Here is a 13,305-nt window from a genome sequence, read left to right on the forward strand (position 1 = left end):
TGAACGGACGCATTGTGGCATCCGTTCAGCTGTTCAGCGAGCCACTTGGCTGAACAGCCGGCGCCACACGGCGTACACGGGCAATCCGGCAAGCACCACCAGGCAGACGACGCCGGCGCTGAGCGGTTTGGACCACGCATACGCCGTGACCACGGCGATCACCGTGACCAGGAACAGCAGGGGCAGCAGGGGGTATGCCGGGGTGACGAAGGCAGGGCGCTCGTTCACGCGACGGCGGTACCAGAACAGGGTGGCGATGGTGACGGCGTAGGCGGCCCAGTCGCCGAAGGTGGCGAAGTCGAGCAGCTGGCCGTAATTGGCTACCAGCACCAGGAAGATCGCCCAGCCGGAGAGCATCATCAGGGCGATGTTCGGCGTGCGGTGGCGCGGGTGCAGGCGCGACACCATGGAGAAGAACAGGCCGTCCTCGCCCATCACCTGCAATACGCGCGCACCGGCGACGAGGGTGATGTTGCAGAAGCCCAGCGTGGAAATGGCAATGCCGATGGCGATGATCTTCGCGCCCGAGGCACCGAATACGCGGCTCATGACATCGGCAGCCGGCGCCTGGCTGGCGGCGAGGCCGTCGTGGCCCAGCACGGCGAGGTAGGCGTAGTTGGTGAGCACATAGGCCGTGATCACCACCAGCATGCCAAGCACCAGGGCGCGCGGCAGGGTCTTCTGCGGCTCGCGCACTTCGCCGGCGAGGTTGTTCAGATAAGCGAAGCCGGAGAAAGCGAACAGCACCGGCAGCAGGGCGCCGGCGAGGTTGCCCGAGGGCGGCGAGGCGCTGGCAGCGAGGGCCTGCGTGGTGCCGGCACCGGCGAACGCAAGCCCCGTGACCACCAGCACGGCAATGGCCGTGAGCTTCAGGATCGCGAACACGTTCTGTATCTGCGCGCCCAGGCGGATGCCGAACAGGTTGATGCCGGTCACGAAGACCAGGGCACCGGCCGCCAGCGGCTTCACCAGGGTGGGCGACAGCCCGAACACGGAGGTGGCATAGCTGCCGAAGATGGTCGCCACGGCGGCGGCACTGCCGCTGTAGATCACCAGCAGCATCGTCCAGCCGAACAGAAAGCCGGCCAGACGGCCAAATGCCTCGCGCAGGTAGACGTAGCTGCCGCCTGCTTCGGGCCGGCGCGCGCCCAGCTCGGCGTAGCAGAGGCAGCCCACCAGGGTGAGCAGGCCGCCGGCCACCCACAGACCCAGCAGGATCAGCCCCGAGTCGGTGCGCTGCGCGGCGATGCCCGGATTGAGGAAGATCCCCCCGCCGATGATGCCGCCGACGACGATCAGTGCGGCGTCCATGAGGGTGAGGCGGCGGGCGTAGCCGGGGTTTTCCATGATGGGCGTCGCGGTGTGGTGATGATGGCCGTGCAGGATGGCGCGCGCCCCCACCTTACGCAAGGAAATGTCAGCGCTACCCCTGCAGGAGCGCGCCCGCCACGGCCCCATTCCCCTGTAGGAGCGCGCCTTGCGCGCGACAGGCCAACGAAGCGATGACGAGGCGTGTTTCCATCGTCGCGTTCGGATTGCGTGCAAGGCGCCTGGCATACCGGTCGCGCGCAAGGCGCGCTCCTGCATGGGTGGCGGTTTGCCTTTTTCCCGTTGCAGCGCAACACTTCGGTGAATTTGCCGGGTAACCCGGCACCCGCTTTCCCCACCAACCGAAGAGTCCCGTGAGCGAGAACGCAAACGCGCCGTTGCCAGTCAACGCGCCCTGGATCGTCATGAAGTTCGGCGGCACCTCCGTGGCCACCGCCGCACGCTGGCGCAATATCCTCGAGCTGGCCGCCAGCCGCCGCGCCGAAGGCGCCCGCGTGCTGATCGTGGTATCCGCCCTGTCCGGCATTACCGACGGGCTGAAACAGCTTTGCACTCACTCCGAACCCAAACGCCGCTCGGATGCGGCCTCCGCACTGGCCGATCGCCACCATGCCCTGCTCGCCGAGATGTCCCTGGCGATGCCGGAGACCCTGGGTGCCCGCCTCGCGGACCTCGCCGGACTCGCCGACACCGGCGCGAACGTGCTGGGTGAGCTGGCCTGGCAGGCCGCCGTGCAGGCGCATGGCGAGCTGATGTCCAGCGCCCTGGGTGCGGCCTTCCTCAGTGCCAACGGTCTGCCTACCACCTGGCTGGACGCCCGCGAGTGCCTGCACGCCGTGGCGCTGCCCAACCAGAACGAGCGCACGCGACTGCTCTCGGCCATGGTCGAGCCCCACCACGACGCCGCGCTGTCGGCGATGCTGGCGGAGCGGGGCGAGGTCTTCATCACGCAGGGTTTCATCGCCCGCGATGACGACGGCCGCACGGTGCTGCTGGGTCGTGGTGGCTCGGATACCTCGGCGGCGTACTTCGGTGCGCTGCTTGCGGCGGCCCGCGTGGAAATCTGGACCGACGTGGCCGGCATGTTCAGTGCCAACCCGCGCCAGGTGGCCAGCGCCCGCCTGCTCCAGCGCCTGGACTACGAAGAGGCCCAGGAAATCGCCTCCACCGGGGCCAAGGTGCTGCATCCGCGCTGCCTGTCGCCGTTGCGCGAGCCGCGCGTGCCTCTGCTGGTGAAAGATACGAATCGTCCGGAACTGGAAGGCACGGTCATCGGCCCCGAGGTGCGCGAGCATGCGCCCAGCGTCAAGGCGATCAGTGCCCGCAAGGGCATCACGCTGATCTCCATGGAATCCGTGGGCATGTGGCAGCAGGTCGGCTTCCTGGCCGACGTGTTCGATGCCTTCAAGCGCCACGGCCTGTCGGTCGACCTCATCGGCTCGGCGGAAACCAACGTCACCGTGTCGCTCGATCCCACCGAGAACCTGCTCGATTCCGACGCCATCGCGGCGCTGGCGGCCGATCTCGCCCGCGTCTGCCGGGTGAAGGTCATCGCTCCGTGCGCGGCCATCACCCTCGTGGGTCGCGGCATGCGCTCGATGCTGCACAAGCTGTCGGGCGTGCTGGCGGAATTCGGCCAGCTGCGCGTGCATCTCATCTCGCAGTCGTCCAACAACCTCAACCTCACCTTCGTGGTGGACGAGGACGTGGTGGACAACATGCTGCCGCGCCTGCACGAGCTGCTGATCGGTGCCGGCGCGCTGCGCACCGACGACAGCGTGGTCTTCGGTCCCAGCTGGCAGTCGCTGTATGGCACCGGTGAACCGGTGCTGCCGGCGGCCGCATGGTGGCAGGCCGAGCGTCCGCGCCTGCTCGAACTGGCTGGCGAACGCACCCCGCGCTACGTCTACCACCTGCCCACCGTGCGTGCGCAGGCACGTCGGCTGAAGGCGCTGAACGCCGTGGATCGCGTGCATTACGCGGTCAAGGCCAATACGCATCCAGCCATCCTGCGCGCTCTTGCGGAAGAGGGTTTTGCCTTCGAATGCGTGTCGCCGGGCGAACTGGCGGCGGTATCGGCCGTGGTGCCCGAAAGCGCGCCGTTGCTGTTCACCCCCAACTTCGCCTCGCGTCGCGACTTCGCCGCCGCACTGGCAACCCGCGCCACCATCACCATCGATGCGCTGCATCCGGTGGAGCACTGGGGCGAGATGTTCGCCGGTCGCGACATCGTGCTGCGCGTGGACCTGGGCCGCGGCCTCGGTCACCACGACAAGGTGAAAACCGGTGGCACGGGCAGCAAGTTCGGCGTGCCCATCGAACATGTGGACCGCTTCCTGCGCCTGGCCGATGCGGCCGGTGCACGGGTGATCGGCCTGCATGCGCACCTGGGCTCGGGCATCCTCGATGCCGGTCACTGGGGCGAGGTGTATTCGCAGCTTGCGGCGCTGGCCGAACGCATCGGCACCATCTCGGTGCTGAACATCGGTGGTGGTCTCGGGGTGCCGTCGCATCCGGGCGAGGCGCCGCTGGACATGGCCGCGCTCGATCGCGTCATCACCTCCGTGCGCCAGGCGTATCCGCAGTTCCAATTGTGGATGGAACCCGGGCGTTTCCTCGTGGCCGATGCCGGCGTGCTGCTGGCGAAGGTCACCCAGGACAAGGAGAAGGGCGCGAACGTGCGTTACCTGGGCCTCGATACGGGCATGAACAGCCTGATTCGCCCGGCGCTTTACGATGCCTGGCACGAAATTGCCAACCTCACGCGTTTCGGCGAACCCGCCACCACGATGTACCAGGTGGTCGGCCCGATCTGCGAGTCCGGGGATATCCTCGGCTCCGACCGGCGCCTGCCCGAATCGCGCGAGGACGATGTCATCCTCATCGCCCAGGCTGGTGCCTACGGTGCGGCGATGGCGTCGCGATACAACCTGCGTGACGAGGCCGACGAGGTGATCCTCCCGTGACAACCCGGTTCACCGATCCACGCGGAAGCCAGCGCTTCCGCTTTGTCCGCCATGCCTTCACCGATGGCGTGGCCGAACTGGCGTATGCGTTCGACGAGGGTCCCGAACTCGTCGAGCGCGTGACCTTCCCCGGCGCGCCCCAGGTGCCGGCCGGACGCGAGGCCGCTTTCGCGGCGGCCCTGCGCCTGCTCCACATCGTCGCCGGTGTCAGCTACTACAAGGCGGGCATTCCGGAAACGATCGTCGTCGAGGGCGAGCCCCTCGACGAGGACAGCGCGTCGCTTGCCGACGCGCTGTACCTGCATGGCCTGGCCGAGTTCGCCTATCGCAACCGGCTCGACCTGCGTGGTCGCATCCGCTTTCCCTTCGAGGGCAAGGGCGGTGGTACCGCGCCGGCCGTCGGCCTGCCGCATCGCTCGCTGCTGCCCATCGGTGGCGGCAAGGATTCGGTGGTGGCCGTCGAGGCGGTGAAATCCATCGGTGCCGAGGCCACGGCGGTATGGGTCGGCAATTCGCCGCTCATTGCCGAATGTGCTGCCCGCACCGGCCTGTCCACGCTCAATATCTCGCGTGAACTCGCGCCAGGGTTGTTCGAGCTGAACCAGCTCGGCGCGTGGAACGGCCACATTCCGGTGACCGCGATCAACTCCGCGATCCTTACGCTGGCCGCGATCCTGTATGGCTACGATTCCATCGTGTTTGCCAACGAGCGTTCGGCCTCCGTGGCTACGCTGGAATACGACGGCCAGGAAGTGAACCACCAGTGGAGCAAGGGCTTCGGTTTCGAGAAGACCTTCCACGATTATCTGCATTCACATGTCGCATCCGATCTCGACTACTGCTCGTTGTTGCGGCCGTGGTCGGAGCTGGCGGTCACCAGTGCGTTTGCTCGCCTGGGTGGTGAGTACTTCAGCGTGTTCTCCAGCTGCAATCGCAATTTCAGGATACTGGGCCCCAAGCCGGCGGATCGCTGGTGCGGGCAGTGTCCGAAGTGCCATTTCGTGTTCCTCGCGCTGGCGCCGTTCATGCCCAAGCCGCGGCTGGTGTCGATCTTCGGCCGTAACCTGCTCGATGACGAATCGCTGGCTGGCGCGTTCGATGCGCTGCTGGAATACAAGGATCACAAGCCGTTCGAGTGCGTGGGCGAGGGCGCGGAAGCGCGCGCTGCGCTGGCCTCGCTGGCCGAGCGGCCGGAGTGGCGTGAAGACGCCCTCGTCTCGCGCTTCCGTCGCGAGATCCTTCCGCAACTGGACAAGGACGAACTGGATATCGACGAATGGCTGAAGCCAGGCGCATCGCATCTGGTGCCGGAACGCCTGCGCGGAGCGCTGGATGCACTGGGCTGAGCTCGACGGTCGACGCGTTGCCGTCTGGGGATTCGGCCGCGAGGGGCGCGCTGCGCTGAATGCGCTGGCGCGGCACCTGCCGGGGCAGGCGGTTGATCTGTATGGCTCCGCCGAGGAGGCCGATATCGCACGGAAGGATTTTCCTTCCGTGGCGGTGCACGCCGTCGCGCCGGACGCGGATGCGCTGGCGTCGTTCGATATCGTGATCAAATCGCCCGGTATTTCCGCCTATCGGCCGGAACTGCTGGCGGCGAAGGAGCGCGGCACACGTTTTACCTCGGGCACGGCACTGTGGTTCGCATCACATGCTGATACGCGTAGCATCGCGGTGACCGGTACCAAGGGAAAGAGCACCACCTCTGCGCTCATCGCGCATCTGGCGCGATCGCTTGGCGTGCGGACGGCGCTGGCGGGCAATATCGGCCTGCCGATGCTCGAACTCGATGACGGCGTGGCCGATCTGTGGGTGATCGAGCTGTCGAGTTACCAGACGAGCGAAGCCAGCGGTGTGGATCTGGGTGTGGTCACCAGCCTGTACGAGGAGCATCTCGACTGGCATGGATCGCGCGAGCGTTACATCGATGACAAGTTGAAGCTGCTGGCTGCGTCGAAGAATGTGCTGGTGAATGCGATGCAGCCGGCGCTGCTTGATCGCGCTCGTGCGCATCCAGGATTGCACACGTTTGGCGACATGGCCGGCTGGCATGTCGACGATGGTTTCATCCTGCGTGGCGATGAGCGCATCGCCCCGGCCACGGCGGTGTCGGCACCGGGGCTGCACAATGCCATCAACGCTTGTGCCGCACTGGCGGCGCTGGAACTCATGGGCTTCGATGCGAAGGCCGCGGTGCCCGCGTTGTCGACTTTCGCTCCGCTGCCGCATCGTCTGCAACCGCTGGGCGAGCGCGATGGCCTGCACTGGATCAACGACTCCATCAGCACCACGCCGCTGGCGAGCCTTGCTGCGCTGGAAAGCGTGCCTGGGCAGCGCGTGGCGTTGATCGTCGGCGGGCACGATCGCGGGCTCGACTGGGCGCCGTTTGTCGATGCCATGCGTACGCACTCACCCGAGGCGATCATCTGCGAAGGGGCCAACGGGCCGCGTATTGCGGCGGCGCTGGAGGACGCGGGTGTGTGTAACGTGTATCGGGTGACGGACCTGGCGGCTGCGGTGGAGGCATCGCGGCGCGTGCTGGGTCACACCGGCTGCGTCGTACTTTCGCCGGGGGCGCCGAGTTTCGATCAGTTCAAGGATTACACCGAGCGTGGCAGGCGTTTTGCCGAACTGGCGGGGTTCGAGCCGAAGGTGGCTTCGATTCAGGGGATGGGGATTTTTTAGGGTTCGTCACCTGCGGTCGCGCGCAAGGCGCGCTCCTACAAGGCAACGCATCCCATCCTGCGCAAAGCAGTGCCATGTAGGAGCGCGCCTCGCGCGCGACCCCGCACGCCAACGCATTCCCATCCTGTGCGCCCCCGATTCAAAGCGGCCGCCTTCCGCGCGACAACGCATCCGCTTCTGTAGGAGCGCGCCTCGCGCGCGACCGGTCAGGCGATAACGACCGTACTTACTCCGCTGCCGCGGCCAGCAACGTTCCCACTACGGCTGCCAGCGCCGCATAGAGCTCCGGCGGCACATCCTCACGCAACCTCACGGCCGCCAGCAGCGTCGCCATCTGCGGATCGAGCTGCGGGGCCAGTCCCAGCGCCTGCGCACGCTCCAGCATCGCCTTCACCCCGTCGGCGTCGATCCGCTGGTTCTGTCCGTTGCTGGTAGGGGAGGCGAGTCGCAGCGTGACACTGCGGCGCGGGGAAGGAAGCGAATGGGTCATGCGCGTGCTTCGAGCAGGACGGCGCTGTACGCGTTCGTCGGGGCAGGCAAGCCGTGCGTGCAGGAGAACTGATCGAGCTGCAGCCCACTCTTTTCCAGCAGATGGCGCAGCGAAAGGAAACTGTCTTCCAGGCGGCCCACCGTCAGCTCGTGCTGCGCCCAAAGGCGCACCGAAACGCGCGGCACGCGAAGCTGGATTTCCCCCTGCACGGCACCCAGCGTCGGCGGATCGATGGCAAAGCCGATCGTCCACAGGCCCTCGGCTTCGACCGCGCCGGCCTTGCCCTCCTCGATACGCAGCTGGAGCACGTCATACCCACGCACGCCGGCCAGCGGAATCTCGACCATCCACAGCCCATGCTGCGGCTGGGATTCCAGCTGCCCGATCTCGACGCGGGCCAGCGCGGCGCGGACATCGGTGCGCAGGTTGGCGACGAGGGTTTCCACCTCGTCGTCCGCGATCGCCAGTTCGGCGGCGCGCGGCTGTGCCACGAGGGCGCGCTGCGCCAGCGGCGGGGGAGTGTCGGCCAGGGTCCGTGGCGCCGCCAGTCCGGGGCGCGCCGTGGGCAGGTCGGCCAGCGCGCGGCGCAGCGCAAGCAGGGCCGCCTTGAAATCATCGGCGGCCGGAGTGGATTCGTCCGGTTGGGCGAGATGGGCTTCGAGGAAGCTGCCGCTGCGGGCGATGGCCTCCTTCATGCCCAGCGGCGTGGCCACGTCGGCGGGCTTGTTGATCGAGGCTTCCAGCGTGGCGAGCGCGGCGCGCAGCGGGGCCGGAAGCGCCCGGGCCACCGGGCTGCGGGCCAGCTGCGCCAGCACGCCGAGCAGGGGCGCGTAACCGTTCTGCTGGGGAAGCCGCTCGCGCAGGCCCTGCATGGCCACGCGCTCATCCAGGCTGGCCATCAGCACTTCCAGCTGGGGCTGCGCACCCTGGGTCAGCACCCGCACCTGGAACTGCTGGGGGAGCTGGGTGCCGGTGGCATCCGCCTCGACGGCGATGCCGCCGATATCCAGCAGCACCTTGCCCACGTCGTTCTGGCCCATGATGCGTGCCGACAGCAGCGTACCCACCCGCCATGCATCGACGGCGGCCGTGGTGCCTGCGGCCGCGCCGGCCCACAACTGGGCGGCGAGGCTGGTCGGCTGGATGATCAAGGGCAGGTCCTCCGGGGGCCTGGGCGTGCCCCGGATGGGCGCGCTCCTATGGGATAAGGATCGGCCTGCCCGGCAAGAACTTTAGGTGGGTCGGCCGCACGGGCCGAGTCCGCTAGAATGGCGCCCATGACCAATCTTCCCTTCGAACTCCTCGCCACCGACGGCGCGGCCCGGCGCGGTCGTCTCCGTTTCGGCCGTGGCACCGTGGAAACGCCTGCCTTCATGCCGGTGGGTACCTATGGCTCCGTGAAGGCCATGACCCCGCGCGACGTCCTGGACACCGGCGCGGAGATCATCCTCGGCAACACCTTCCACCTGTTCCTGCGGCCGGGGCTGGAGATCGTGGGTGAGTTCGGCGGCCTGCATCGCTTCATCGGCTGGGACAAGCCGATCCTGACCGACTCCGGCGGCTTCCAGGTGTTCTCGCTGGCACACAAGCGCAAGATCACGGAAGAGGGCGTCACCTTCGCCTCGCCGGTGGACGGCTCGAAGGTATTCCTGTCGCCCGAGGAATCCATGCGCATCCAGAAAGTGCTGGATTCCGACATCGCGATGATCTTCGACGAATGTACGCCGTATCCAGCTACGGAGAAGGTCGCCTCCGACTCCATGGAGCTGAGCCTGCGCTGGGCCGAACGCTCGCGCCAGGCGTTCAACGACCTGCGCAACCCGAACGCCCTGTTCGGCATCGTCCAGGGCAGCACCTATGAGAATCTCCGTGCCCGTTCGGCCTCGAAGCTGATCGAGATCGGCTTCGACGGCTATGCCGTGGGCGGCCTCGCGGTGGGTGAGCCGGAGGCCGAGCGCAACCACACCCTCGACTTCACCCTGCCGATGCTGCCGAAGGATCGCCCGCGCTATCTCATGGGCGTGGGCCGGCCGGAGGACATCGTCGAGGCCGTGCGCCGGGGCATCGACATGTTCGACTGCGTGATGCCCACCCGCAACGCCCGCAACGGCTTCCTGTTTACCCGGGAAGGTACGTTACGCATACGTAACGCGAAGTTCGCCACCGATACGCGCGTGATCGAGGAAGGTTGCGATTGCTACGCCTGCGCCAACGGGTTCTCCCGCGCCTATCTGCGCCATCTCGACCGCTGCAACGAGATCCTGGGCAGCCAGCTGGCTACCATGCACAACCTGCGTCACTACCAGCGGCTCATGGCCGGTTTGCGTGGCGCGATCGAGGCCGGCACGTTGGATGATTTCGTGGCTGACTTCTACGAGGCCCGCAAAAAGGCGCAGGTGGACGGCCTGTAGAGCCTTGCGGCTTGCTCGCATCGCCCCAAAAGCCGTGACGGGGTGCGGTTCATTACCGCCGGGGCGCGTGGCATAATCCACGATCTTTTTACGTGAACGGTCGCTTTTCCTTGATCGTTCCATGACTTGCGAGAAATCCGATGAGCCTTACGACGTTTGCCACCGTTGCACAGCAGGGCGCCGCCGGCGCCACCGCCGGCGCTCAGCAGGGCGGAGCCCTCGGCCTTTCCCCGCTCATCATGATGGCGGTGCTGTTCGGCATCTTCTATTTCATGATGATCCGCCCGCAGATGAAGCGGCAGAAAGAACACCGCGCGCTCCTGTCCGCCCTCGCCAAGGGCGACGAGGTGGTGATGAGCGGCGGCATGGCCGGTCGCATCGAAGACGTCGGCGAATCCTTCGTCCGTGTCGAGATCGCCCCGGGCACCGTCGTGCAGGTGCAGAAGGGCTCGATCACCCAGGTGCTTCCCAAGGGCAGCCTGAAGAAGTCCTGAGGGCCTTGTCCTCACCCGAGCGTCAGCCGCGGCCGGTTTCCCCGGCCGCCTTCATGGAACGTAATACATGAGTGATTTTCCACGCTGGAAGTACGCGCTGGTCGTGATCGTGCTGCTGTTCGGCATCGTTTACGCATTGCCGAACGTCTTCCCGCCGCAGCCGGCGGTGCAGGTTTCCGGCAACCGCGGTGCCGCGGTCGACGCCTCCCTCAAGAGCAAGATCCAGACCCTGCTCGACACCGCCAAGGTGCCGCCCTCGTCGATCGACGTCGACGACAAGGCAGGCCGCCTGCTCGCCCGCTTCGGTAATGCCGACGCCCAGTCGAAGGCGTCCGAGACGCTGCGTACGGGCCTGGGCGATGACTACACGGTGGCGCTCAACCAGGCATCCACGGTGCCGGGCTGGCTGCAGGCCATCAGCGCGAACTCGATGCCGCTCGGCCTCGATCTCCAGGGTGGCGTGCACTTCCTGATGGAAGTCGACCCAAACGCCGTGGTCGACGCGCAGGAAACCCGTTACACCGACGACATCCGCGCCCTGCTGCGCGAGAAGAAGGTCAACTACGACTCGGTCAACCGCAATGCGCGCGGCCAGGGCGTGAACCTCGTGCTGCGCACCGATGCCGACCGCCAGCAGGCTGCCGCGCTGATCGGCACGGATTACCCCGAGCTGCAGGTGGCCGACGGTCCATCCAGCGGCAACCGCTTCACCATCAACGCCACGATCAAGCCGGCCAAGCTCCGCGAGCTGTCGCAGGCCATGATCACGCAGAACCTCACCACGCTGCGCCAGCGCGTCAATGCGCTGGGTGTGTCCGAGCCGCTGATCCAGCAGCAGGGCGCCAACCAGATCGTGGTGGAACTGGCGGGCGTGCAGGACACGGTCGAAGCCAAGAAGATCATCGGCGCCGTGGCCACGCTGCAGTACCGCGCGGGCCTCTACACGCCGCAGCAGGCGCTCGACGCAGCCCGTTCGGGCAACATCCCGCCCGATGCCAAGCTTTACTGGGATCGCGATCACCAGCGCCCCTACCTGCTCAGCAAGTCCATCATCGCCACCGGCGACGAGCTGATCGACGCCACCTCGGGCCGCGACCAGCAGAACGGTTCGCCGAACGTGAGCGTCACGCTCAACGCCGCTGGTGCGCGCAAGATGCAGGACTTCACCAACAACAACGTCGGCAAGCCGATGGCGGTGCTGTACATCACGCGCACCACCGAAACCAAGATGGTCGACGGCAAGGAAGTGAAGACGCCGAAGATCACCGAGGAAGTCATCAACTACGCCAACATCAGCAGCCCCTTCGGCAAGAAGTTCCAGACCAACGGCTTGCCGTCGGACTCGGAAGCCTCCGAACTGGCCCTGCTGCTGCGCGGCGGTTCGCTGGCCGTGCCCATCGATATCGTGGGTGAAAGCGTGATCGGCCCCAGCCTGGGCGCCGACAACATCGACAAGGGCTTCAAGGCAGTGATGCTGGGCCTGGGCCTCGTGCTCGTGGCCGCCGCCATCTACTACAAGCTCTTCGGCCTGGTGGCCGACATCGCCCTGTTCTTCAACCTCGTGTTGCTCGTGGCCGTGATGTCGCTGATCCACGTGACCCTCACCATGCCGGGCATCGCCGGTATCGTGCTGACACTGGGTATGGCGATCGACGCCAACGTGCTCATCTGCGAACGTATCCGAGAGGAACTGCGTAACGGCTCGTCGCCGCTGGCGGCGATCCGCACGGGTTACGACAAGGCATGGGCCACCATTCTCGATGCCAACGTCACCCACCTGCTCGCAGCGCTCGGCCTCATGACCATGGGCTCGGGCCCGATCAAGGGCTTCGGCGTCACGCTCTTCATCGGTATCCTCACCTCGATGTTCACGTCGGTGACGGTGACCCATGCCATCACGGCGCTGATCCACGGCGGCCGCAAGCTCAAGACCCTGTCGGTCTGACGGGAGGGACGCCATGGAAATCTTCAATCACAACTCGAACTTCAACTTCCTCGGCCTGCGCAAGTACAGCATCGGCCTTGCGGTGTTGCTGATGGTTGCCTCGCTGGCCCTGATCGGCGTGCGCGGCTTCAACTACGGGCAGGACTTCCTGGGCGGCGTGGCTGTGTCGGTGGCCTTCGATCATCCGGTCGATACCAATGACGTCCGCGTGGCCCTCGAAAAGAATGGCCTGGAAAATCCCCTGGTGCAGGCCGTGGGTGGCAATCGTGAAGTCACGGTGCGCCTCCAGCCCAAGGATGACAGCAAGCAGGCAGCCACCAACGAAAAGGGTGACGAGGTGGCTTCCAAGGTAGCCGCCGACGTCGTCACCGCCATCAAGGTGGGCCGTCCCGACGCGACCATGAAGAGCTACTCCTTCGTTGGCCCGCAGGTGGGCGAGGAACTGCGTAGCGACGGCATCGTGGCCGTGATCTTCGTGATCGTCGGCATCATGGGCTATCTGTGGATCCGCTTCGAGAAGCGTTTCGCGATCGCCGCGCTGGCGACCGAAGTGCATGACGTCCTGGTCACCCTGGGTATCTTCGCCCTGACCCAGCGCGAGTTCGACCTGACGGTGCTGGCCTCGGTGCTGGCGGTGGTCGGTTACTCCATCAACGACAAGGTGGTGGTGTTCGACCGTGTTCGCGAACTGTTCCGGTCCAGCCGCAACGCCACGCCGGAAGAAGTGCTGAACCGTTCGATCAACAGCACGCTGTCGCGAACCATCATCACCTCGCTGTTCACCGGTATCACCATGGCGGCGCTGTTCTTCATCGGCGGCCCGGTGGTTCACGGCTTCGCCATCACGATGCTCATCGGCATCCTGGTGGGCACGCTGTCGTCCATCTTCGTCGCCAGCCCGATCCTCCTGTGGCTGGGCGTGTCCAAGCAGGACCTCATGCCGCGCACCAAGGAAGATCCGGAACTGGAGCGTCGCCCGTAACAG

Annotated in this window: 10 protein-coding genes; 7 read left to right on the plus strand and 3 right to left on the minus strand. The window is 66.3% G+C overall.

Going from position 1 to position 13,305, the window contains the following annotated elements; translation table 11 throughout:
* Nucleotides 1–33: 33 nt before the first annotated feature.
* Entirely contained in the window at nucleotides 34–1,347 is a 1,314-nt protein-coding gene (locus tag HBF25_RS09030) for an amino acid permease (RefSeq protein WP_166947576.1), read from the minus strand.
* A gap of 386 nt (nucleotides 1,348–1,733) precedes the next feature.
* On the opposite strand from HBF25_RS09030, the gene HBF25_RS09035 reads away from it, so the two are divergent.
* The 3 genes from HBF25_RS09035 to murD are packed head-to-tail and all read left to right on the plus strand — an operon-like array spanning nucleotide 1,734 to nucleotide 6,980.
* Nucleotides 1,734–4,295, plus strand: a complete 2,562-nt coding sequence (locus tag HBF25_RS09035; protein ID WP_166947953.1) for a bifunctional aspartate kinase/diaminopimelate decarboxylase — start codon at nucleotides 1,734–1,736, stop codon at nucleotides 4,293–4,295.
* Nucleotides 4,292–5,641: a UDP-N-acetyl-alpha-D-muramoyl-L-alanyl-L-glutamate epimerase gene (gene murL / locus HBF25_RS09040; RefSeq protein WP_166947578.1), complete on the plus strand. Its 1,350-nt coding sequence runs from the start codon at nucleotides 4,292–4,294 to the stop codon at nucleotides 5,639–5,641. The genes HBF25_RS09035 and murL overlap by 4 nt, the downstream gene beginning before the upstream one ends.
* Complete coding sequence (gene murD, locus HBF25_RS09045; protein ID WP_166947580.1) at nucleotides 5,628–6,980, plus strand: UDP-N-acetylmuramoyl-L-alanine--D-glutamate ligase; 1,353 nt, start codon at nucleotides 5,628–5,630, stop codon at nucleotides 6,978–6,980. The genes murL and murD overlap by 14 nt, the downstream gene beginning before the upstream one ends.
* A gap of 226 nt (nucleotides 6,981–7,206) precedes the next feature.
* On the opposite strand, the gene HBF25_RS09050 is transcribed toward murD, so the two are convergent.
* Together HBF25_RS09050 and fliK are read right to left on the minus strand one after the other, a co-directional pair.
* The gene (locus tag HBF25_RS09050; RefSeq protein WP_166947582.1) at nucleotides 7,207–7,470 is read right to left on the minus strand and encodes a flagellar biosynthesis protein; all 264 of its coding nucleotides are present in this window, start codon (nucleotides 7,468–7,470) and stop codon (nucleotides 7,207–7,209) included.
* Nucleotides 7,467–8,621, minus strand: coding sequence for a flagellar hook-length control protein FliK (gene fliK, locus HBF25_RS09055; protein WP_166947584.1), 1,155 nt, complete (start codon nucleotides 8,619–8,621; stop codon nucleotides 7,467–7,469). The genes HBF25_RS09050 and fliK overlap by 4 nt, the downstream gene beginning before the upstream one ends.
* A 126-nt stretch (nucleotides 8,622–8,747) precedes the next feature.
* On the opposite strand from fliK, the gene tgt reads away from it, so the two are divergent.
* The 4 genes from tgt to secF all read left to right on the plus strand — a co-directional run bounded on the left by tgt (nucleotide 8,748) and on the right by secF (nucleotide 13,302).
* A complete protein-coding gene (gene tgt / locus HBF25_RS09060) occupies nucleotides 8,748–9,881 on the plus strand; it encodes a tRNA guanosine(34) transglycosylase Tgt (RefSeq protein ID WP_166947586.1) in 1,134 nt (377 codons plus the stop codon).
* A 140-nt stretch (nucleotides 9,882–10,021) separates the two neighbouring features.
* Nucleotides 10,022–10,375: a preprotein translocase subunit YajC gene (gene yajC / locus HBF25_RS09065; RefSeq protein ID WP_166947588.1), complete on the plus strand. Its 354-nt coding sequence runs from the start codon at nucleotides 10,022–10,024 to the stop codon at nucleotides 10,373–10,375.
* A 67-nt stretch (nucleotides 10,376–10,442) separates the two neighbouring features.
* Nucleotides 10,443–12,320, plus strand: coding sequence for a protein translocase subunit SecD (gene secD / locus HBF25_RS09070; RefSeq protein WP_166947590.1), 1,878 nt, complete (start codon nucleotides 10,443–10,445; stop codon nucleotides 12,318–12,320).
* Nucleotides 12,321–12,333: 13 nt separating this feature from the next.
* Nucleotides 12,334–13,302: a protein translocase subunit SecF gene (secF, locus tag HBF25_RS09075; RefSeq protein ID WP_166947592.1), complete on the plus strand. Its 969-nt coding sequence runs from the start codon at nucleotides 12,334–12,336 to the stop codon at nucleotides 13,300–13,302.
* Nucleotides 13,303–13,305 lie beyond the last annotated feature (3 nt).

It is taken from the genome of Luteibacter anthropi (assembly GCF_011759365.1).
Lineage (GTDB): Bacteria > Pseudomonadota > Gammaproteobacteria > Xanthomonadales > Rhodanobacteraceae > Luteibacter > Luteibacter anthropi.

Coding starts and splice junctions, on each gene's coding strand:
- tgt (WP_166947586.1), top strand. CDS start 8,748: ATGACCAATCTTCCCTTCGAACTCCTCGCCACCGACGGCGCGGCCCGG.
- secD (WP_166947590.1), top strand. CDS start 10,443: ATGAGTGATTTTCCACGCTGGAAGTACGCGCTGGTCGTGATCGTGCTG.
- HBF25_RS09050 (WP_166947582.1), bottom strand. CDS start 7,470: ATGACCCATTCGCTTCCTTCCCCGCGCCGCAGTGTCACGCTGCGACTC.
- HBF25_RS09035 (WP_166947953.1), top strand. CDS start 1,734: ATGAAGTTCGGCGGCACCTCCGTGGCCACCGCCGCACGCTGGCGCAAT.
- yajC (WP_166947588.1), top strand. CDS start 10,022: ATGAGCCTTACGACGTTTGCCACCGTTGCACAGCAGGGCGCCGCCGGC.
- murD (WP_166947580.1), top strand. CDS start 5,628: ATGCACTGGGCTGAGCTCGACGGTCGACGCGTTGCCGTCTGGGGATTC.
- HBF25_RS09030 (WP_166947576.1), bottom strand. CDS start 1,347: ATGGAAAACCCCGGCTACGCCCGCCGCCTCACCCTCATGGACGCCGCA.
- secF (WP_166947592.1), top strand. CDS start 12,334: ATGGAAATCTTCAATCACAACTCGAACTTCAACTTCCTCGGCCTGCGC.